Here is a 21435-nt window from a genome sequence, read left to right as displayed (position 1 = left end):
GACAGCGGCTAGCGGACAGCCACCTCACGAGTCCGATTGCTATACAAGTCTGGACCACCTCCTTTCCCGTGTACCGCCACGCTATCCAGCCGCCGGCCGACCGGCAACGGATTTCGATCACACTGCCGTCGGCCCCGGTTCTCAGGCGGTCTGGGCGATGCCTATCGGGCCTTCCCGGGGGCCGTCCGCGCTGGCCGGCTGCACCGCCAGTGACGGGAAGTCGGCCAGGTCGCCCTCCGGCTCGGCGTCCCATTCGGGGAACACCAGGTCACTCTGGAGGTAGAGGCAGATCAACTGGGCCAGGTGGCGCAGCCCTTCCAGGTGGGTGCGCTCGTGACCATGGGTGGCGTCGACGCCGAAGCCGAGCAGCGCCACCCGGGCGTGCGCCCCCGCCTCCACCGCCGCCGCCACGTCCGAGCGGTAGTAGTCGAAGACGTCCCGGACGAGATCCACGTCGTGTTCCCGGGCGATCGACGCCAGGTTGCGGGTGAGGTGGTAGTCGAACGGCCCCACGCCGTCGCCCATCGCCAGGGTGGCCGAGTGCTCCCGGGACTGCTGCCCGGGGGCGACCACCGCCGCGTCCACCGAGACGATCTCGGCCACGTCGGGGTCGAGGCCGTGGGACGCGCCGTGGCCGATCTCCTCGGTCACGGTGACCAGCAGGTGCGCGGTCACGGCCGGCTTCACCCCGGCGTCGACCATCGCCTTCAGGGCGGCGAGCACCGCGGCCACGCCGGCCTTGTCGTCCAGGTGGCGGGACTTGACGTACCCGCTGGGGGTGACCGTCGGGTTGGGCAGGAACGCCACGAAGTCGCCCGCGTCGATGCCGAGGGCCCGCAGCCCGGCGATGTCCTCCACCGGCTCGTCGACGCGTACCTCCACCTGCTCCCAGCCGAAGCCCTGCAGGTCGACGCCCTCGTTGTAACGGTGACCACTGGCCTTGAGCGGCAGCACCTGACCGGTGACCACCCGATCCAGGTCGTCGGTGAAGATCCGTACGTGGGCGCCCTCGGCGAACCGGGCGCTGTGCGTGCCGATCGGCTTCAGTTCCAGCCGGCCGTTCTCCTTCAGCCGCTTGACCATCCCGCCGATGGTGTCGGTGTGTACCACGATGGCCCGGTCCGCGCCGGTCTCCCGGGGGCCGGGCAGGCAGGCGCTCAGCGCGCCCCGGCGGGTCAGCGTCGAGGGAATGCCGAGCGCCGAGAGGCGCTCGCCCACGTACTGCTGCACATGGTCGGTGCGCCCCGACGGGCTCGGTATGTCGAGCAGCTCGACCAGCACCTGACGGAGATAGTCCAGGTCGATGGGGAGCGGAGTGGTCTTGCGTACGGTCATGCCCCAGATGGTGCCGCACCCGCCGGCGTCCAGAGCTTCTGCGGTGCCCGAGTCCCGGGAAAGAGCAGATCCACGAAGCGTTCGGCGGTGGGCTGTGGCTCGTGGTTGGCCAGCCCGGGCCGCTCGTTGGCCTCGATGAAGACGTGCTCGGGCTGGTCCGGCGCCGGCACCAGCAGGTCGAGCCCGGTGACCGGGATGTCGATGGCGCGGCTGGCGGCGACGCACGCCTCGGCGATAGCCGGGTGCAGTTCTCCGGTCACGTCGTGGATGGTGCCGCCGGTGTGCAGGTTCGCGGTGCGTCGCACAGCCAGCACCTGCCCCTCCGGCAGTACGTCGTGCAGCTCGTACCCGGCCTCGGTGACCACGTCCCGGGTCATGTCGTCCAGCGGGATGCGGGACTCGCCGCCGGTGGCGGCGGCCCGACGACGACTCTGCCGCTCGATCAGCTCGGCGATGTCGTGCACGCCGTCGCCGGTGATCGAGGCGGGCCGGCGTACGGCGGCGGCCACCACCTCGTGATCGATCATGACGACTCGCAGGTCCTCGCCGGAGCACAGCTCCTCCAGCAGCACCTCCGGGCAGAACCGGGCGGCCAGTTCGACGGCGGCGGTCAGCGCCTCCGGGGTGCGTACGCCGACGGTGATGCCGTTGCCCTGCTCGCCCCGCGCCGGCTTGACCACCAGCTGGCCCACCTCGGCCAGGAACTCCGCGTCGGCGGCGTCGCCGGTGGCGGTGCGCCCGCGCGGTACCGACAGACCGGCTTCGGTCAGGATCCGGCGGGTGACCCGCTTGTCGTCGCAGCGGCTCATCGCCACCGCCGAGGTCAGCTCGGAAAGCGACTCCCGGGTGAGGATGGTCCGGCCGCCACTGGTCAGCCGCAGCTCGCCCCACTCCGGGTCGGTCACCTCCACCCGGATGCCCCGCCGCATCGCCTCGTCGGCGACGATCCGCGCGTACGGGTTGAGCCCGTCGTAGCCGACCGGCATCGCCGGCAGGAACAACCGTTCGTTGATCGGGTTCTTCCGCTTCACGCAGAGCGTGGCGGTGCGGTAGAAACCGAGCCGTTCGTACAGCCGGATCGCACCGGCGTTCTCGGCGAGCACGGACAGGTCGACGTACGCGCGACCCCGGGCGACCAACCGGCTGGCCAGCTCGGTGATGAGGGCCTGCCCGGTGCCGGGCGGTGCCTGGTTGAAGTCGACGGTCAGGCACCACAGGCTGGCGCCGTTGTCCGGGTCGTCGAAGACCGCCACATGGTCGATGCCGGTGATGGTGCCGACGATCTCGCCGGTGACCGCCTCGGCCACCAGGTGCAGGAACCGGTCGGTGGCGGCGTTGTCGACAAGCACGTCGACCGGGGCGGTGACCATGCCGTTGGCCGCGTAGATCCGGTTGACCGCGTCGGCGTCGGCGGCGTCGCGCAACCGACGGATGCGTACCCCGGGCAGCTCGTTGCGACCGTCGAGCGGTGCCGGCGTCTCGGCGTTGCCGGCCTCCTCGGTGGTGCCGGCACCGGGACGGGGCCCGCGACGGTCCCCGCCGAGCGGCAACCGGAACGTCAGCGACGGGTCGATGAACAGCTCGTCGGGCAACCGGGAGACCAGCACGTGCGGATCCCGCAGGTAGATGCAGATGTCCCGGGCGCCGGCCGCCTCGGAACGCAGGACGTCGGCGACCGCGGACTGGTCGGCGAAGGTCTGGCCGAAGACCAGCCGCCCCCAACCGCAGTCGAGAATGACATCCGCACCGGTGCTCGGGCGTTCGTCGGCGGTCGGGTCGGCGCCGCCGGTCGCGATCGGATCACCGCCCGGCCCGACCCGCTCGTACCGTCTGCCCGTGCCGCGGCCCCGGTCTGTCCGGGCGACGCCGGTGGCCAGGGTGTCCGTCACGGTCAGTCGATTCCGTGGCTCTGGAGCCACATTTCCAGGAGTCCGAGTTGCCACAGCTTGTTTCCGTTCAACGGGGTCAGTTCGGCGTTGGGCGCGTCGAGCAGGGCGTTGACGTAATCGGTGCGGAACAGGTCGCGGCGGCGGGCCTCGGGAGCGGACAGCGCGTCGCGCACCCGGTCGAGGAGCTTGCCCTCCAGGTGAGTCAGGCCCGGCACCGGGAAGTAACCCTTGGGCCGGTCGATGACCTCGTGTGGCAGCACACGACGGCCGATCTCCTTCAGCACACCCTTACCGCCCTGCGCCAGCTTCAGCTCCGGCGGGCAGGCGGCGGCCAGTTCCACGAACTCGTGATCCAGGAAAGGCACCCGGGCCTCCAGCCCGTGCGCCATGGTCATGTTGTCGACCCGCTTGACCGGGTCGTCGGTGAGCATGATCTGTGTGTCGATGCGCAGACCGGCGTCGACCGCGGTCTGCGCGCCCGGCCGCGCCAGGTGCGCGGCGACGAACTCCCGCGCCGGGTCGCCGTCGGCGAGCCAGGCGGGGTTGAGCACCCGGGCCAGGCCGGCGCCGTCCCGGTCGAAGAAGGCCCGGGCGTACGTGTCGAGGGCCTGTTCCCGGCCGACCTGAGCCAGCGGCGGGTACCAGTGGTAGCCACCCAGGATCTCGTCGGCGCCCTGGCCGGACTGCACCACCTTGACGTGCCGGGACACCTCCTGACTGAGCAGGTAGAAGGCGACGCAGTCGTGGCTGACCATGGGCTCGCTCATGGCCGCGACGGCCGCCTCCAGCGGCGGAACCAGATCCTGTGCGGCGACCCGGATCTGGTGGTGGTCGGTGTCGAAGGTCTTGGCGACCACGTCGGAGTAGCGGAACTCGTCGCCCTCCCGGCCACCGACGGCGTCGAAGCCGATCGAGAAGGTGGACAGCCCGCGCTGCCCCTCCCCGGCCAACAGGGCCACCACCAGGCTGGAGTCAAGGCCACCGGAGAGCAGTACGCCGACCGGCACGTCGGCGACCATCCGCCGGCGTACGGCGGTGGTGAGCGACTCGTGCAGCGCGTCCTGCCAGTCCCGTTCGGACCAGCCGGCGTGCTCGTCGCGGCGGAGGAACGGCGGGTCCCAGTAGACCCGCTCGTGGCTGCGGCCGTCGGCCTCGTACACCCGGACGGTGGCCGGCGGGAGCTTGGCCACCCCGCGCAGGATGGTGCGCGGCGGCGGCACGATGCTGTGGAAGCTGAGGTAGTGACCCAGCGCGACCGGGTCGATGCTGGTGTCCACCCCGCCGCCGGCCACCAGCGCCGGCAGGGTACTGGCGAAGCGCACCACGCCGGCGGACTCGGCGAGGTAGAGCGGCTTGATGCCGAGCCGGTCCCGGGCCAGCACCAGGCGGCCGGTGTCCCGCTCGCTGATCGCCACCGCGAACATGCCGACCAGGTGGTCGACGAAGTCCAGCCCCCACTCGGCGTACGCCTTGACGACGACCTCGCTGTCCCCGCTGGAGAAGAAGTGGTGGCCCTTGGCCTGCAACTCGGCGCGCAGCTCGCGGTAGTTGTAGATGCAGCCGTTGAAGACGCCGGTGAGGCCGGCGGCGGAGTCGACGATCGGCTGGCCGCTGGCCGCCGACAGGTCGATGATTTTCAGTCGACGGTGGCCGAGGGCGACCGGCCCCTGTGACCACACCCCGCTGCCGTCAGGCCCCCGATCGCACATGGTGGCGGCCATCCGTTCCACCGCTGCGACGTCGGCACGCGTCGCGTCCCGTCGGAACTCCCCAGCCAGTCCGCACATGTGAGCCCATGCTGCCAGAGGATGTTGCGATTAGCCTGTTGAGACCATGACGGTCGTGTAACAGCATTGCTAGAATCCGCGCCCCGCGATCAAGACATTGTCATTCGGGGTCGAGCGGCGTGCTGTTTCGTGCCCGCCTCGTAGCACTTGTGGCGTTTGGGTAGCACTGTTGAGTGTGACGAATGCCGCAATACGTGTCGCATCGACTCGGTCACAGGCCGGCCGTCCCACGCACACGCGCGGCCGGCCCGCCGAAATCGGCGGGCCGGCCGTCAAGGGGCGCTTGGGTGTGTTGCGCTGCTCAGCCGGCGGTACGTGCCACGCCGACCGGGCAGCTCAGCCCGTTCGGGCCGTGGTTGCAGTAGCCGTTCGGGTTCTTGGTCGGGGCGAGGTACTGCTGGTGGTAGTCCTCGGCCAGGTAGTAGTCGCCGAGCCGGGCGATCTCCGTGGTGATCTCGCCCTTTCCGGCGCGGGCCACGATCGGCGCGAACGCCTCCCGCGACGCCTCGGCGATCGCCAGCTGCTCGTCCGTGCTGGCGTAGATCGCGGACCGGTACTGGGTGCCCACGTCGTTGCCCTGGCGCATGCCCTGGGTCGGGTCGTGGTTCTCCCAGAAGACCTTCAGCAGATCCTCGTAGCTGATCTTCGTGGGGTCGTACACCACCTCGACCACCTCGGTGTGCCCGGTCATCCCGGAGCAGACCTCCTCGTAGGTCGGGTTGGGGCTGTAACCACCCGCGTAACCCGCAGAGGTGGTGAAGACCCCGGGCAGGGTCCAGAACAGGCGCTCGGCCCCCCAGAAACAGCCCATACCGAAGACGGCGACCTGGTAGCCCTCGGGGAACGGGCCCTTCAGCGGGGTCCCGAGCACCTCGTGCCGGTCGGCCACCGGCATCGCGATGGGACGGCCGGGCAGGGCCCGGTCGGGTGAGATCATCTCGGCCTTCATGCGGCGGAGGAACACGGTGGGACTCCTTTCGTACCCTTCCCCGCGTGCAACACCGGTGGACCCCGCTTCCTTACCCGCGTCGCGCTCCGTCAGGCCGCCAGCGTCGCCCGGACCCGGGCCGCGTAGGAGGCGGCCTCGGCGTCGTCGGCGTAGCGGGTACGCGGCCAGAAGAAGCCACGCAGCCCGTCGCCCTTCGTCCGTGGCACCACATGGGTGTGCAGGTGCGGCACCGACTGGGACACCCGGTTGTTCATCGCCACGAACGTGCCGCCCGCGCCGAGACCGGACTCGACCGCCACGGCGATCCGCTGCACCAACCCGAAGTAGCCGGGCAGCGACTCCGGCGGCAGGTCGGCGAGGGTGACCAGATGGGTGCGCGGCACCACCAGCACGTGCCCCTTGAACACCGGCCGGGTGTCCAGGAACGCCACCCCGTCCGGCTCGTCGGTCACCTGGAACGCGGGCACCTCACCGGCCACGATCCCGCAGAACACGCACCCCGCCATCCGGTCAGATTAAGCCGGGGCAGGTGCCACCGCCGCCCGCGCCGCACCGCCGGTCACAGCCGTTCGAGGTACGCGTCCCACTCGTCGCCGGCTACCGGGACCGGACCGCTCTCTCCGTTCGCCAGGCGGGACCGGATATCCGCCTCCCAGGCAAGGGCCCATCGGCAGAGCGTCGCAATGTCGTCTTCACTGAGGCCGTAGGACCGAAAGGTGCGGGGGTCGCGTTCGTTGACCGAGCCGAGGCGAGGGCCGGCGGCCCGAGTCCCTCCTTGAGTAGGTCGACTTCGCACGACATGGTCGCGTCCGAGACCAGCATCCGGGCCATCCGTGGCGTGACTTCGATGATCTCCGTCTGATAACCGGCAGCTCGATAGGTGCCAACCAGGCGGTCGACCACTGTCGCCAAGGGCAGCGCGGTAGCGGTCGCGAAGTCGATGTCCTGGGATGGACGATCCACTAGTTCGTGGGCTGCCATCGCGTACCCGCCCGCCAGTACCAGACCAAGGTCGTCGCCGGCACTGAAGCCAACTTCGAGCAGTTGCCGGTGCAAGGGCTGCATCAGGCAGCGGCCAGCTCGGGCACGCGGCTTTCCCACAGAGCGATCATTCGGCGTGCTGTCAGTCTTCGAATCCGTGACCAGTCGTGCCGCAGCAACTCCGCGTTGACGTAGCGCACGACGTCGTCATGCTGCCCGCAATCCAAAAGTAGGCAATACAGTGTCAACCGCTCACGAGCGTCTTCGACGTCGAACTCGGTTAGACCGGACCAGGCCAGCCGTAGTGGCAGGACGACGCGTCCGTGATCGGGACCGGCGAGCACATCAAGCGAAGCCGGGATGCGGTCGGCTGCTCCGATCAGACGGGAAGGAAGGCTCTTGGTCGGGCTCACTCGGCAAGTATCGCTCAGTGTTCCGACGGAACATCGGAGGCGAGCCGGGCCGGGTTGGAATCGGTGGGACGGGCGGGAGGACTAACGTCTGCGGAATGACGCACGGCTTCGAGACGCTCGCCATCCACGCCGGCCAGGACCCCGAGGCCCGTACCGGCGCGGTGATCCCCCCGATCTACCAGACCAGCACGTACGCCCAGGATGCCGTCGGCGCGCCACGGCTGGGCTACGAGTACAGCCGCTCGGGCAACCCCACCCGGGACGCGCTCCAGGAATGCCTGGCCGCGTTGGAGGCCGGCCAGGTCGGCCTGGCCTTCGCCAGCGGCCTGGCCGCCGAGGACACGCTGCTGCGTACCGTCTGCGGACCGGGTGACCACGTGGTCATCCCCGACGACGCCTACGGCGGCACGTACCGGCTCTTCGCCAAGGTCGCCGAGCGGTGGGGGCTGGCGTACACCCCGGCCAAGGTCTCCGACACCGACGCCGTGCGGGCCGCGATCCGGCCCGGTGTCACGAAGGTGGTCTGGGTGGAGACCCCGACCAACCCGCTGCTCGGCATCGCCGACATCGCCACCCTCGCCGCCGTGGCGCACGACGCCGGGGCGCTGCTGGTGGTCGACAACACCTTCGCCTCGCCGTACCTGCAACAGCCGATCACCCTCGGCGCGGACGTGGTCGTGCACTCGACCACCAAGTACGTCGGTGGGCACTCCGACGTGGTCGGTGGCGCGCTGGTGACGGCCGACGCCGACCTCGGCGAGCGGTTGCGCTACCACCAGAACGCGATGGGCGCGGTCAACGGCCCGTTCGACGCCTGGCTGACCCTGCGCGGCATCAAGACCCTCGGGGTACGCATGGACCGGCACTGCGACAACGCCGAGCGGATCGTCGCGTACCTCGACGGGCACGCCAAGGTCGGTCAGGTGCTCTACCCGGGCCTGCCGACACACCCCGGGCACGAGGTGGCGGCCAAGCAGATGCGGCGGTTCGGCGGCATGATCTCCTTCCGCGCCGCCGGGGGCGAGGAGCACGCCGTCGAGATCTGCAACCGGGCCCGGCTCTTCGTGCTCGCCGAGTCCCTCGGCGGGGTGGAATCCCTGATCGAGCACCCGGGTCGGATGACACACGCGAGTGCTGCCGGCTCGCCGCTTGAAGTTCCCTCCGATCTCGTGCGACTGTCTGTCGGCATCGAGACGGTCGAAGACCTGCTCGCCGATCTGGAGCAGGCGCTGGGCTGACCGCTGGCTTGGGAGGGTGGCCGTGCAGGACATCATGCCGACCTGGGTCGGGGCGACCGCCAAACAGATCGCCCGGGGCGTACGCCGGGGCGACGTCTCCGCCACCCAGGTGCTCGCCGACCACCTTGACCACGTCGCCAAGGCCGACGTCGACCTCGCCGCGTTCCGCGCGGTACGCGGCGGGGAGGCGGTCACCGAGGCGGAGAAGGTGGACGAGCAGGAGGACCTGGCGAACCTGCCGCTGGCCGGGGTGCCGATCGCGGTCAAGGAGAACACCCCGGTGGCCGGCGTACCCACCTGGAACGGCTCCGCCGCCGTCCGTACCGGCGTGGCGGAGGCCGATCACGAGGTGGTCCGCCGGCTGCGCGGGGCCGGTGCGGTGATCCTCGGCGTCACCCGGATGCCCGAGCTGGGGTTGTGGGGCATCACCGACGACGAGACGGCGGTCACCCGCAATCCGTGGGACCTGTCCCGCACCCCCGGTGGTTCCTCCGGCGGCGCGGCCGCTGCGGTGGCCGCCGGGCTGGTCCCGATCGCCCACGGCAACGATGGTCTCGGCTCGATCCGCATCCCCGCCGCCTGCTGCGGGTTGGTCGGGCTGAAACCCGGTCGTGGCGTGGTGCCCTGCCAACTCGGCGCGGAGGACTGGTTCGGTCTGGTCGAGCACGGCATGCTCAGCACCACCGTCGCCGACGCGGCGGTCGGCTTCCAGGTGCTCGCCGGCCGGGCCCAGGGCAAGCTCGTTCCGCCGGAGCGCCTGCGGGTCGGCGTGTCGCTACGGTCGCCCGTGCGAGGCGTCTCGCCCGACGCGCCGAACCGGGACGCGGTCGCCGCCGCCGGTCGGCTGCTCGCCGGTGCCGGGCACGACACCGTGCCGGCCGATCCGGTCTACCCGACCGCGCTGGGCCTGAAGGGCATCGCCACCTGGTTCGCCGCCGCGGCGGCGGACGTGCGCGCCGCCGGGGTCGACCGGCGCGCCCTGCAACGCCGTAGTCGCCGGCACGTCGCGCTCGGCGAGTGGGCGTGGCGGCGCGGGTACGTCCGGGAGGCCGACCGGCTGTCCTGGCGCGAACGGTCGATCGGCTTCTTCACCGACCACTCGGTGGATCTGCTGCTCACCCCGGCGCTGGCCAGCGCGCCGCCACGGGCGACAAGTTGGTCGACCCGCTCCTGGCAGGCCAACATGCTGGCCAGCATCCGGTACGCCCCGTACGCCGCACCCTGGAACATTGCCGGGCTGCCCGCACTGGTGGTGCCGGTGGGCCGCCGCCCGGACGGACTGCCGCTCGCCGTGCAACTGGTTGGACCGCCCGGATCGGAACTGCTGCTGCTCGGTGTTGCCGGTCAGTTCGAGATGGCGAGCCCGTGGCCTCGGCACGCCCCTGGTTACCCGCGCGTCGGAACGGGCTGGCCAGCCAACGCTTGATCATCTACGCTCCCCGTGCCATCACACGGGAGGTCCGTCGAGCATGCGTTGCCACACCTGCGACACCGAGACCGACGCACGCACCAGGGAATGTCCGACCTGCCGTACGCCGGTCGGTTCGCCGACGCTGTACCCGGGTGCCCGGGTTCGCCCGGTGCGAGGTGTCGGTCGGGCCGCCTCGGCCGCCGTGGCCGCGACCGCCGCGTTCCTGCTGCTGACGGTGGCGGTGCAGCCGGTCAACGCGCTGCTCGCCGAGCGGGCGGCCGACTCCCGTGACACCGAGACGTTCCTGCTAACCGCAGGGGTGCTGGAACTGTCGGCGGCGCTGCTCTACCAGGTCGCGTTCCTGGTCGCGATCGTGCTCGTCATCATCTGGACGTGGCGGGCCCGGACGAACCTGGACGCCTTCCCGGGGGCCGGGCCCACCAACTCCGACGGGTGGGCGATCGCCGGGTGGCTGGTGCCGTTCGTCAACTTCGTGATGCCGCACCGGGTGGTGGCCAGCATCGCCCGGGAGAGTCTCTGGCGGTTGAGCACCCCGGTGCTGGTGCACATCTGGTGGGGATCCTGGCTGGTGTTCCTCTTCGCGGAGCGGTTCAGCGCTCGCTCCTCCGCCGACGAGTACGAGGCGCTGCCGTACCCGCAGACCTCGACGGACTTTCAGGCGTACGTGGATCATTACCTGACGGCGACCGGTGAGTACCTGGTGCCGGCGGTGTTCTGTGCGGTGGCGGGCGGCTCGTTGATCGTGCTGATCCAGAGCATCTCGGCGGCGCAGACCGCCCGGATCGCCCGGTCGATGCCCACCGGTCCGATCCTGCCCGGCATGACGATCGCGGCAACGGCGGACCCGGCCGCGCCGGACCAGGCTGCGGCGGCTGCGCCGGGCAGCCCGCCGTCGGTCGGACCGGCCCGGGCGTCGGCGGTGCCGGACGGGCCGGGTGGCACGATCTAGGCATGACGGAACTGGTCAGCCTGGACGAGGTGCGCGCGGCACGGGACCTGCTCGACGGGGTCATCCGGACCACCCCGATGGAGCCGTCCCGTCCGCTCAGCGCCGCGCTCGGTGGGCCGGTCTGGCTCAAGTGCGAGAACCTTCAGCGAGCGGGGTCGTACAAGGTGCGCGGGGCGTACGTGCGGATCTCGCGGTTGTCGGCGCCGGAGCGGGCCCGGGGCGTGGTCGCGGCCAGCGCCGGCAACCACGCGCAGGGCGTGGCGCTCGCCGCCGGCCTGGTCGGCACCCACGCCACAGTCTTCATGCCGGTGAACGCGCCACTGCCGAAGGTGGCGGCCACGAAGGGGTACGGCGCCCAGGTCGAGCTGGTCGGCGCCACGGTCGACGAGTCGCTGGTCGCGGCACAGACGTTCGCGGAGCGCACCGGCGCGGTGCTGATCCATCCATTCGACCACCGGGACGTGATCGCCGGGCAGGGCACGGTGGCGCTGGAGATCCTGGAGCAGTGCCCGGAGGTCACCACGATCGTCACCGGCGTCGGCGGGGGAGGACTGATCTCCGGGCTGGCGGTGGCAGCCAAGGCGCTCCGGCCGGACGTTCGGGTGATCGGGGTGCAGGCGGCCGGCGCGGCGGCCTTCCCGCCGTCACTGGTGGCGGGCGAGCCGGTCCGGCTGCCGGCCTTCACCACCATCGCGGACGGCATCGCTGTCGGTCGGCCGGGCGACGTCACCTTCAGCCACGTCCGCAAGCTGGTCGACGACATGGTCACCGTCTCCGAGGAGGACATCTCCCGGGCGCTGCTCATGCTGCTCGAACGCGGCAAGCAGGTGGTGGAGCCGGCCGGGGCGGTCGGCGTGGCCGCCCTGCTGGCCGGCGCTGTCGAGGTGACAACGCCAGCGGTGGTGGTGCTCTCCGGTGGCAACATCGACCCGCTGCTGATGCTGCGCGTGATCGAGCACGGACTGGCAGCGGCGGGGCGCTACCTGCGGGTCACGGTGCGCTGCTCGGACCGGCCCGGACAGCTGGCCTCGTTGTTGAGTGAGATCGCCGAGCACCGGGCGAACGTGGTGGACGTGGTGCACCAGCGGGCCAACCCGCACCTGCGCCTCGGTGAGGTGGAGGTGGCGCTGTCGGTGGAAACCCGTGGTGTCGAACACTCCGACATGCTGATCAGCGCCCTGCGGGCCAGCGGCTATCAGGTGACGATCGCACCAGAGGCGTGACGCGGTGGCGTCACGCCTCTGGACGAACTGACTAATGGCCCGGGTGGCGGAATGAAACTCGATCGGATCGCCGGCTCGGGGTGGTGGCACGGTTGTCGATCGGATCGCCGGCCCGGCCGGCGGACGACGGTCAGCCGGAGAACGGCTCGAAGCTGACCACTGTCACCTTGATGTCGGCGCCGCTCGGTGCGGTGTAGGTGCAGGCCTGGCCTGCCTTGCCGCCCAGGATCGCTTGGCCGAGGGCCGACTCGGGGCTGTAGACCGTCAGGTCCGTGGTCGAGGCGATCTCACGCGAGCCGAGCAGGAACGTCTCTGTGTCGTCGGCGTCGTCGTCGAAGTAGATCGTCACGACCATCCCGGGTGCCACGGCGTCGACGGTCGGCGCCTCGCCGACCTGGGCCGTGCGGAGCAGCTCCTTCAGATAGAGGATGCGTCCCTCGGCCTTGCCCTGCTCCTCGCGGGCGGCGTGGTAGCCGCCGTTCTCGCGCAGGTCGCCTTCCTCACGCCGGGCGTTGATCTCGGCGGCGATGACCGGCCGGTTCGCGATCAACTCGTCGAGCTCGCCCTTCAGGCGGTCGTACGCGTCCTGGGACAGCCAGGTGGCGGGCGCCTCGTTGCCATTGGACACAGGCGGTCCTCCTCGGTTGTGCGTGCTGGCTGACAGGTGAACCTCCAAGTTACCAGTGCCCTACGACAAGGAGTGTCGGCGATCACGCCGCGCGGACGACCTCGCCGAGCCTCAGGCGGGTGGCCGGCAGCGGACGACCTCACCGATGAACGGCCGTGCGGTGGTGACGAGTCGGTGCCGGACGGTGACGTGACGCTGCCCGGCGGCGGCGGTCACCGGCACCTCCTCGCGGGCCACCTCGGCGCCGGCGTGGTCCCGGGCGCGCAGCACGCACACCGCCGCGCCGCCGTCCGGCAGGTTGACCCGGAAGTCGACCACCACCTGGTTGTCGGTGATGTCGCCGTAGCTGATCACCTGGGCGTCGTACGCCGGATCGCCGTACTGCCGGTAGAGCCGGACCGAGACGACGGTGAGCGTCGCGACCACGACGACGGCCAGCAGCGCGGCCAGCACCGGCCGGCGGCGCCTGGGCGCGCGACGGTGGCCGTACCGGCCGGGCGGGAAGACCGGCGCGTTCGGTCCAAGTGTGGCGTGCGTCTCGGTCACCGTCGGGTATCTCCCTGGCGTTGTTGTCAGCGGTATCGGCAAGAATGGCAGAGTCCGCCATTCCTGTTCGACTCGGTCGCCAGATCTGGCTCAGCGTCGCGTACGGCTGGGGTCAAATATGACAGGCCGGCGCGGTCCGGTGCCGCTACGGGGAGGAATTCGGCAGGTCAACGGGGGCCCGGGGTGGGTCGCCGGTGGGCAGAGACGAGGAGCGCCGACCTTGGCAGAGCAACTTCGACTCATGGCCGTTCACGCGCACCCCGACGACGAGTCGAGCAAGGGCGCCGCGACGATGGCGAAGTACGTCGCCGAGGGGGTGGACGTACTGGTCGTGACGTGTACGGGCGGCGAGCGGGGCAGCGTGCTCAACCCCAAGCTCGACCGGCCCGACGTCTGGGCGAACATCGGCGAGATCCGTCGCGCCGAGATGGACGCGGCGCGGGCCATCCTCGGCATCGAGCAGGCGTGGTTGGGTTTCGTCGACTCCGGCCTGCCCGAGGGCGACCCGCTGCCGCCGCTGCCCGAGGGCTGCTTCGCCCTTCAGGACGTGGACGTGGCCGCCGGTCCGCTGGTGCGACTGATGCGCGAGTTCCGTCCGCACGTGGTCACCACGTACGACGAGGAGGGTGGCTACCCGCACCCGGACCACATCATGTGCCACAAGATCAGCGTGGCGGCCTTCGACGCGGCCGGCGACGCCGAGCGCTACCCGGAACTGGGCGAGCCGTGGCAGCCGCTCAAGCTCTACTACGACATCGGCTTCTCCAAGGGCAAGATCCTGGCGCTGCACGAGGCCGTCCTCGCGACAGGTGCCGAGTCGCCGTACGCGGAGTGGCTGACCCGCTGGGAGGACCGGCCGGACAAGGGGCCTCGGATCACCACCCGGGTGCCGTGCGCCGACTACTTCCCGGTCCGCGACGACGCGCTGCGGGCGCACGCCACCCAGGTGGATCCGGACGGCTTCTGGTTCCAGGTGCCGATGGAGCTGCAACAGCGTGCCTGGCCGACGGAGGATTTCGAGTTGGTCCGGTCGTCGGTCGACAGTCCCATGCCGGAGTCCGACCTGTTCGCCGGGGTGCGGGGCACGGGCCATGCCCGCTGAGCGGGCACCGGGCTACCCTGGTCGCACACCGCGAACCGGAGGAATCCCATGCTGACCGCTGCTCAGGTGCTCGCCCAGAACAACTTCGGTGACACCCGCACGGGTGGGCTGGCCGGGCCGATGGGCCTGTTCCTCATCCTCGTCCTCGGTGCCGCCACCGTGCTGCTGATCCGGAACATGAACGCCCGGCTGCGCCGGCTTCCGGACCGGTTCCCCGGTGAGGGGCCGGCGGCACCAGGCACGGAGTCGATGGAGCGTTCGGTCGGTGATCCGACAGGTGGGATCGTGACGGAGGATTCATCCACGGATGCTCCCAACGGGCACCAGCAGCGCCGCGAGGGCTGATCGGAGCATGATTCACGTCGAACCGGATGGTCGACCCCTGTTGCGACCATCGGGTTTGGCTTAGCCTTCCGCCGGGGGGACCGAAAGTCCTCAAGCTGCGCGGGAGGGGGCGCCGATGACCACCGCAGTCATGTCCGCCCGCCGCGTGGCCTCTTTCAGGTCGGCGGGAGGGGGTCGGTGACCTCCGGCCGGGCCGGTCAACCGCTCGACCGGCCCACGGGCCGTGGTACGCCGATGGGGCTGCACCTGCTCACCGCCGCCGTCGTGGCCACCGCGCTGGTTGCCGCAGTGGTGGGGCTGAGCCTGCCGGCGGGGCTGCCGGCCGACGACCGGCTTGGCGGGCCCGCCCGCTTCGGCTTCGCGGTCGCCCTATTCGCCCTATCCCAGTTGGCCCGGCTCCGGTTCCGCGCTGCGGCCGGCGTGGTCAGTGTCACCTGGGCCGAAGCCGCCTTGATCGTCTGCCTCTACCTCGTACCCCCCGGTTGGCTGCCGGCGGCCGCGCTGCTCGGCGTCACACTCGCCTGGACGGCACTCTCGGTGGTGGATGACGGCCGCACCACCTGGGACGTGATCCGCGTCGCGGGCGCGCACACCGCCGCCACCGCGCTGGCGGTGGCGGTCACCACCGCCCTGGGACAGCCGACGCTTGCCGTTCCGACCCCCGCACTCACCCTTGCGGTGGCCGCCGGTGCCGTCGCCTACCTCCTGGCCAGTGCCTGGCTGGGCGGGGTGATGCTGGCGCTGCGGCACGGCATGCCCATCGGGCGTCCGTTGCTCGCCGCGCTACGCGGCAAGCTGCTGATGATCGTCGGCAACGTGGTGGTCGGCCTGCTGGTGGTGGTGCTGATCGAGATCGATCCACGCTGGCTGCTGTTGCTTCCCGCTCCGCTGTGGCTGCTACAGCAGACCTACCGGCAACGGCTGCTCCAGGACCGCGATCGACGCACCTGGCGATCATTCGCCGAGGCCACGAAGGCGCTCAACCAACTCGACGAGCGGGGCGTGGCGACGGCGGGTGTCACCGGGGCGCTGGCGCTGTTCGAGGCGGAACTGGTCGACGTGGAGGTGGTCCGGGGCGACGGACGGTGGCGTCGCTACCGTGGTGACCCGGGCGGTCAGGTGCTCGACCGGGAGATCGCCCCGCCAGGCGACGACGAACCCGGACCGGGGGAACTGGTCCGCGACCTGTCGGTCGGCGAGACCCGCGTGGGCCGCTTGCGGGTGCGGTTCCCCCGTACGGCGCCGGCCACCGGCCGGGAACGCGACGCTCACGCGGCCTTCGCCGACGCCCTCGCCGCGGCGCTGCACGATGCCGCCGCCCACCGGGAACTGCGCCTGGTCACGGCTCGCTCGTCGTACGAGGCGGTGCACGATCCGCTGACCGGCCTGGCCAACCGGGCGGCCATGCTCGGCAAGGGCGACCAGGCGTTGCGGCAGTTGGCCCATGACCATCCGGTCGCCCTGCTGCTGCTGGACATCGACCAGTTCAAGGAGGTCAACGACACGCTCGGGCACGCCGCCGGTGATCAGCTGCTGCGGTTGACCGCGAACCGGCTGGGTGCCCTGGCCCGCTCGGGCGACCTGCTGGCCCGGCTCGGTGGTGACGAGTTCGCCCTGCTGCTGAGTTCGGTCCCGGTGGTCGGTGACCGCGCCGCGCCCATGGCGTACGCGCTGCGTCAGGCCCGGGACATCGCCGAGCGGCTGGCCGCGCCCACCGAGGTGGCCGGGGTGCGGATGTCCGTCGAGGTCTCCGTCGGGGTGGTGGTGGCCCCGGCCGGCACCGCCGACCTGACCGAGCTGCTGCGCCGCGCCGACATCGCGATGTACCAGGCCAAGTCGGGTGGCGTCAGCGTGGCCGCGTACGACACCTCACGTGACGCGGCCAGCACCGACCAGCTGGCCCTGCTCGCAGAGTTGCGGGAGGCGTTGCAGGCCGACGACCAGTTGGTGCTCGTGTTGCAGCCGGCCGTGGACCTGGTGACCGGGGCGCCGACCGGTGTGGAGGCGTTGATCCGGTGGCGGCACCCGAGGCGCGGCTGGTTGGGGCCGTCCGACTTCATCCGGCCGGTGGAGAACAGCGAGCAGCTCGGCGCCTTCACCCGCTACGTGCTCGACAAGGCGCTCGCCGTGGCCGCCGACTGGGCCCGGGAGGGCCTGGACGTACCCATCTCGGTCAACCTGTCCGCGCGTAGCCTGCTGAATCCGAGACTGCCGGCGGAGATCGCCGACGCGCTGCGCCGGCACCAGGTGCCCGCCGACCGGCTGGTCCTGGAGATCACCGAGACGGTGGTGATGAGCGAGCTGGAAGTCATCGACCAGGTGCTCACCTCGTTGCGGTCGATGGGCGTGCAGCTGGCCGTGGACGACTTCGGTACCGGCTTCTCGTCACTTGCGTTCCTCACCCGGGTCGCCGTGGACGAGCTGAAGGTGGACCGCTCCTTCGTGCTCCAGATGGCGGATTCGCCGCAGGCGGCGGCCATCGTACGCAGCACCGTGGGGCTGGCCCACCAGTTGGGCCTGCGGGTGGTGGCCGAGGGGGTGGAGACGGCCGCGCAGCGTTCCGCCCTGGCCGAGCTGGGTTGCACCGCCGCCCAGGGCTACCACTTCTTCAAGCCGATGCCCGCCGACAAGATCGCCGCCGTCCTCGGCTCACTACGCGACACCGCCCCCAACAACGTCCTCCCCCTCCGCGCCGACGGCGCCTCCTGACACCCCACCCCCCACCCCCGGCCCCACCCGGTTGATCAAGAGGTTTGCGTCGGAGGAGGGCGCTCCCGCCGACGCAAACCTCTTGGTCAACACAGGCGGGGTGGGCCCGGCTGGATATGGTCGTCGGGTGAATCGACTTGCGGAGGCGACCAGCCCGTACCTGCTCCAGCACGCCGACAACCCGGTCGACTGGTGGCCCTGGTGCGAGGAAGCGTTCGCCGAGGCGAAACGGCGGGACGTGCCGGTGCTCATCTCGGTCGGATACTCGGCCTGCCACTGGTGTCACGTGATGGCGCACGAGTCGTTCGAGGACGACGGCGTCGGCAAGCTGCTGAACGAGGGCTTCGTCTCGATCAAGGTGGACCGCGAGGAGCGGCCCGACGTCGACGCGGTCTACATGACCGCCACCCAGGCCATGACCGGTCAGGGCGGCTGGCCGATGACGGTCTTCGCCACCCCGGACGGCACCCCGTTCTTCTGCGGCACGTACTTCCCCCGGCCGAACTTCGTCCGGCTGCTGGAGTCGGTCGGGACCGCCTGGCGGGAGCAGCGCGACGCCGTGCTACGCCAGGGCGCCGCGGTGGTGGAGGCGATCGGCGGGGCCCAGGCCGTCGGCGGCCCCACCGCCCCGCTCACCGCCGAGCTGCTCGACGCCGCCGCAGACCAACTTGCCAGCGAGTACGACGAGGTGAACGGTGGTTTCGGCGGCGCACCGAAGTTCCCGCCGCACATGAACCTGCTCTTCCTGCTGCGGCACCACCAGCGCACCGGCTCGGCGCGCAGCCTGGAGATCGTCCGGCACACCTGCGAGGCGATGGCCCGCGGCGGCATCCACGACCAGTTGGCCGGCGGCTTCGCCCGGTACTCGGTGGACGGTCACTGGACCGTGCCGCACTTCGAGAAGATGCTGTACGACAACGCCCTGCTGCTGCGGGTCTACACCCAGCTGTGGCGGCTCACCGGTGACGCGTTGGCGCTGCGGGTGGCCCGGGACACCGCCCGGTTCCTCGCCGACGAACTGCACCGGCCCGGGCAGGGCTTCGCCTCCGCACTGGACGCGGACACCGAGGGCGTCGAGGGCCTGACCTACGTCTGGACGCCGGCCCAGCTGGTCGAGGTGCTGGGCGAGGAGGACGGCCGCTGGGCCGCCGACCTGTTCGCGGTGACCGACGCCGGCAGCTTCGAAAAGGGCACGAGCGTGCTCCGGCTGGCTCGGGACGTCGACGACGCGGATCCGGCGGTGCGGGAGCGCTGGCAGGTGGTGGTCCGACGACTGCTGGCCGCCCGGGACGCCCGTCCCCAGCCCGCGCGTGACGACAAGGTGGTGGCCGCCTGGAACGGGCTGGCGATCACCGCGCTGGCCGAGTTCGTCCGGCTGGTCGAGACCACCGGCCGGATCGGCACCGAGGGTGAGGCGAACCTGCTGGAGGGGGTCACCATCGTCGCCGACGGGGCGATGCGGGACGCCGCCGAGTACCTCGCCCGGGTGCACGTCGTCGACGGGCGGCTGCGCCGTGCCTCCCGCGACGGCCGGGTCGGCGATCCGGCCGGAGTGCTTGAGGACTACGGCTGCGTGGCCGAGGCGTTCTGCGCCATGCACCAGGTCTCCGGTGAAGGTCGTTGGCTGGAACTGGCCGGTCAGCTGGTCGACGTCGCGCTGGCACATTTCGCCGCGCCGGGTGGGGCGTTCCACGACACCGCAGACGACGCGGAGCAGCTTGTCGCCCGGCCCGCCGACCCGACGGACAATGCCACCCCTTCCGGCCGGTCCGCGATCGTCGCCGGCCTGGTCGCGTACGCGGCGCTGACCGGGGAGAGCCGCTACCGCGAGGCCGCCGAGGCGGCCCTGTCCACCGTCGCGCCGATCGTGGGGCGGCACGCCCGCTTCACCGGGTACGCGGCGACCGTCGGCGAGGCGCTCCTCTCCGGGCCGTACGAGATCGCGGTGGCGACCGGAGACGTGGCGGGTGACCCGCTGGTGGCCGCGGCGTACCGGCACGCTCCACCCGGTGCGGTGATCGTGGCGGGCGCCCCGGACCAGCCGGGGGTTCCGCTGCTGGCCGGCCGTCCGCTGGTCGACGGGCGGGCCGCCGCGTACGTCTGTCGGGGTTTCGTCTGCCAGCGGCCGGTGACCGGGGTCGAGGAGCTGGTGGGGCAGCTGCGTTGAGCCGGATCCGCCGCTCGGTGCCGCGACCGGCCCGGTTAGGCTGACGCCGCTATGGATTCCCGTACCGGTCTGCCCGTTGTCGGCATGGTGGGCGGCGGCCAGCTGGCCCGGATGACCCACCAGGCTGCCATCTCCCTCGGCCAGTCACTGCGTGTGCTCGCGCTCACCCCGGATGACGGGGCGGCCCTGGTCGCCGCCGACGTCCAGTACGGCGACCACACCGACCTCGCCGCGCTGCGCACCTTCGCCAAGGGTTGTGGGGTGGTCACCTTCGACCACGAGCACGTCCCGACCGAACACATCCGCACCCTGGCCGGCGAGGGGGTGAAGCTGTTCCCGCCCGCCGACGCCCTGGTGCACGCCCAGGACAAGCAGGTGATGCGGGAACGGCTCGGCACCCTAGGCGCGCCGAACCCGCGCTGGCGACAGGTCGCGTCCCCCACCGATCTGGTCACCTTCGGCGACGAGGTCGGCTGGCCGGTCGTGCTCAAGGCCGCCCGTGGTGGGTACGACGGACGGGGCGTGTGGCCGGCCACCGACCCGGCGTCCGCGACCGACCTGGCGCAGACGCTGCTCGCCGGCGGCACGAAGCTGATCGTCGAGGAGCGGGTGACGCTGCGCCGGGAACTGGCCGTGCAGGTGGCGCGCTCGCCGTTCGGCCAGGTAGCGGTCTACCCGGTCGTCGAGACGGTCCAGCGTGACGGGATCTGCGTCGAGGTGCTGGCGCCGGCGCCCGGCCTGGCCGAGGAACTGGCGGTCGCCGCGCAGCAGCTCGCCATCGACCTGGCCACCGCGCTTGGCGTGGTGGGCCTGCTGGCGGTGGAACTGTTCGAGGTGGCCGACCCTGCGGCACCGGGCGGTGGTCGGCTCGTGGTCAACGAACTGGCCATGCGCCCGCACAACTCGGGGCACTGGACCATCGAGGGTGCCCGGACGTCGCAGTTCGAGCAGCACCTGCGTGCCGTGCTGGACTACCCGATGGGCGACACCTCGTTGACCGCTCCGGTGGTGGTGATGGCGAACGTGCTCGGTGGTCAGTCCGGCGGCATGTCGGTCGACGAGCGGTTGCACCACCTCTTCTCCGCCGAGCCGACCGCCCGGGTCCACCTGTACGGCAAGCAGGTGCGACCGGGTCGCAAGATCGGTCATGTCACGGTGCTCGGCGACGATCTGGACGAGGTACGCGCCCGGGCCGCCCGGGCCGCCCGCTGGCTGCGGGACGGAACACCGGAGGAGTGAGCAGCGTGAGCACGGTCGGTGTGATCATGGGAAGCGACTCGGACTGGCCGACGATGAAGGCGGCCGCCGAGGTGCTCACCGAGTTCGAGGTGCCGTACGAGGTCGAGGTGGTCTCGGCGCACCGCACCCCGGTCAAGATGATCGACTATGGTCGGGCTGCCGCCGACCGTGGGCTCAAAGTGATCATCGCCGGGGCCGGTGGCGCGGCGGCGCTGCCCGGCATGGTCGCGTCGGTGACCCCGTTGCCGGTGATCGGCGTACCGGTGCCGCTGAAGCACCTCGACGGCATCGACTCGCTGTTGTCCATCGTGCAGATGCCGGCCGGCGTGCCGGTGGCGACCGTGTCCATCGGCAACGCCCGCAATGCCGGGCTGCTCGCCGTCCGCATCCTCGCCACCGCCGACCGCGCCCTGCTCGACCGGATGTCGGCGTACCAGGCCGACCTGGAGCAGCTGGTCGCCGAGAAGGACGCCGCGCTCCGCGCCTCCCTGGCCTAATGCCGC

At 71.3% G+C, this 21435-nt stretch carries 18 protein-coding genes; 10 read left to right on the top strand and 8 right to left on the bottom strand.

Annotated elements, in window-relative coordinates; translation table 11 throughout:
* Nucleotides 1-141 precede the first annotated feature (141 nt).
* The 6 genes from O7624_RS11430 to O7624_RS11405 all read right to left on the bottom strand — a co-directional run bounded on the left by O7624_RS11430 (nucleotide 142) and on the right by O7624_RS11405 (nucleotide 7354).
* Entirely contained in the window at nucleotides 142-1335 is a 1194-nt protein-coding gene (locus O7624_RS11430; RefSeq protein ID WP_282239997.1) for an osmoprotectant NAGGN system M42 family peptidase, read from the bottom strand.
* Nucleotides 1332-3224, bottom strand: a complete 1893-nt coding sequence (ngg, locus tag O7624_RS11425) for an N-acetylglutaminylglutamine synthetase (protein ID WP_282239996.1) — start codon at nucleotides 3222-3224, stop codon at nucleotides 1332-1334. Before ngg ends, O7624_RS11430 begins: the two co-directional genes overlap by 4 nt.
* A gap of 2 nt (nucleotides 3225-3226) precedes the next feature.
* Nucleotides 3227-5011 carry an N-acetylglutaminylglutamine amidotransferase gene (locus tag O7624_RS11420; protein ID WP_282239995.1) on the bottom strand — a complete coding sequence of 595 codons (1785 nt, stop codon included), beginning with the start codon at nucleotides 5009-5011 and terminating at the stop codon, nucleotides 3227-3229.
* A gap of 301 nt (nucleotides 5012-5312) precedes the next feature.
* Nucleotides 5313-5975, bottom strand: a complete 663-nt coding sequence (gene msrA / locus O7624_RS11415; RefSeq protein ID WP_282239994.1) for a peptide-methionine (S)-S-oxide reductase MsrA — start codon at nucleotides 5973-5975, stop codon at nucleotides 5313-5315.
* Nucleotides 5976-6049: 74 nt separating this feature from the next.
* Nucleotides 6050-6466 (bottom strand): HIT family protein, encoded by a 417-nt coding sequence (locus tag O7624_RS11410; protein ID WP_282239993.1) that lies wholly within the window; start codon nucleotides 6464-6466, stop codon nucleotides 6050-6052.
* 558 nt (nucleotides 6467-7024) lie between these two features.
* On the bottom strand, nucleotides 7025-7354 hold the full coding sequence (locus tag O7624_RS11405; RefSeq protein ID WP_282239992.1) for a hypothetical protein: 330 nt from the start codon (nucleotides 7352-7354) through the stop codon (nucleotides 7025-7027).
* A gap of 95 nt (nucleotides 7355-7449) precedes the next feature.
* Here O7624_RS11405 and O7624_RS11400 point away from each other — a divergent pair, with 95 nt between their 5' ends.
* The 4 genes from O7624_RS11400 (at nucleotide 7450) to ilvA (ending at nucleotide 12196) form a co-directional block, all read left to right on the top strand.
* Entirely contained in the window at nucleotides 7450-8592 is a 1143-nt protein-coding gene (locus tag O7624_RS11400) for a cystathionine gamma-synthase (RefSeq protein WP_282239991.1), read from the top strand.
* Between the two features lie 16 nt (nucleotides 8593-8608).
* Nucleotides 8609-10018 carry an amidase family protein gene (locus tag O7624_RS11395; protein WP_282239990.1) on the top strand — a complete coding sequence of 470 codons (1410 nt, stop codon included), beginning with the start codon at nucleotides 8609-8611 and terminating at the stop codon, nucleotides 10016-10018.
* A gap of 154 nt (nucleotides 10019-10172) precedes the next feature.
* On the top strand, nucleotides 10173-10973 hold the full coding sequence (locus O7624_RS11390) for a DUF4328 domain-containing protein (RefSeq protein WP_282239989.1): 801 nt from the start codon (nucleotides 10173-10175) through the stop codon (nucleotides 10971-10973).
* A 2-nt stretch (nucleotides 10974-10975) separates the two neighbouring features.
* Nucleotides 10976-12196, top strand: coding sequence for a threonine ammonia-lyase (ilvA, locus tag O7624_RS11385; RefSeq protein WP_282239988.1), 1221 nt, complete (start codon nucleotides 10976-10978; stop codon nucleotides 12194-12196).
* Nucleotides 12197-12326: 130 nt separating this feature from the next.
* On the opposite strand, the gene greA is transcribed toward ilvA, so the two are convergent.
* Together greA and O7624_RS11375 are read right to left on the bottom strand one after the other, a co-directional pair.
* The gene (gene greA, locus O7624_RS11380) at nucleotides 12327-12824 is read right to left on the bottom strand and encodes a transcription elongation factor GreA (protein WP_164446063.1); all 498 of its coding nucleotides are present in this window, start codon (nucleotides 12822-12824) and stop codon (nucleotides 12327-12329) included.
* A 111-nt stretch (nucleotides 12825-12935) separates the two neighbouring features.
* Nucleotides 12936-13370, bottom strand: coding sequence for a DUF4307 domain-containing protein (locus tag O7624_RS11375; RefSeq protein ID WP_093406434.1), 435 nt, complete (start codon nucleotides 13368-13370; stop codon nucleotides 12936-12938).
* Between the two features lie 220 nt (nucleotides 13371-13590).
* On the opposite strand from O7624_RS11375, the gene mca reads away from it, so the two are divergent.
* From mca to purE, 6 genes are all read left to right on the top strand, one after another.
* The gene (gene mca / locus O7624_RS11370; protein ID WP_093406437.1) at nucleotides 13591-14472 is read left to right on the top strand and encodes a mycothiol conjugate amidase Mca; all 882 of its coding nucleotides are present in this window, start codon (nucleotides 13591-13593) and stop codon (nucleotides 14470-14472) included.
* Nucleotides 14473-14520: 48 nt separating this feature from the next.
* Nucleotides 14521-14817: a hypothetical protein gene (locus O7624_RS11365; RefSeq protein ID WP_282239987.1), complete on the top strand. Its 297-nt coding sequence runs from the start codon at nucleotides 14521-14523 to the stop codon at nucleotides 14815-14817.
* A gap of 234 nt (nucleotides 14818-15051) precedes the next feature.
* Nucleotides 15052-17526, top strand: coding sequence for a bifunctional diguanylate cyclase/phosphodiesterase (locus O7624_RS11360; RefSeq protein WP_282240607.1), 2475 nt, complete (start codon nucleotides 15052-15054; stop codon nucleotides 17524-17526).
* Nucleotides 17527-17653: 127 nt separating this feature from the next.
* Nucleotides 17654-19693, top strand: coding sequence for a thioredoxin domain-containing protein (locus O7624_RS11355; protein ID WP_282239986.1), 2040 nt, complete (start codon nucleotides 17654-17656; stop codon nucleotides 19691-19693).
* Between the two features lie 51 nt (nucleotides 19694-19744).
* Nucleotides 19745-20932 carry a 5-(carboxyamino)imidazole ribonucleotide synthase gene (locus O7624_RS11350; protein ID WP_282239985.1) on the top strand — a complete coding sequence of 396 codons (1188 nt, stop codon included), beginning with the start codon at nucleotides 19745-19747 and terminating at the stop codon, nucleotides 20930-20932.
* A gap of 5 nt (nucleotides 20933-20937) precedes the next feature.
* A complete protein-coding gene (purE, locus tag O7624_RS11345; RefSeq protein ID WP_093406682.1) occupies nucleotides 20938-21429 on the top strand; it encodes a 5-(carboxyamino)imidazole ribonucleotide mutase in 492 nt (163 codons plus the stop codon).
* Nucleotides 21430-21435: the final 6 nt, after the last annotated feature.

This window comes from Verrucosispora sp. WMMD1129 (assembly GCF_029581255.1).
GTDB lineage: Bacteria > Actinomycetota > Actinomycetes > Mycobacteriales > Micromonosporaceae > Micromonospora > Micromonospora sediminimaris.
This window is presented reverse-complemented; position numbering and strand designations above follow the sequence as displayed.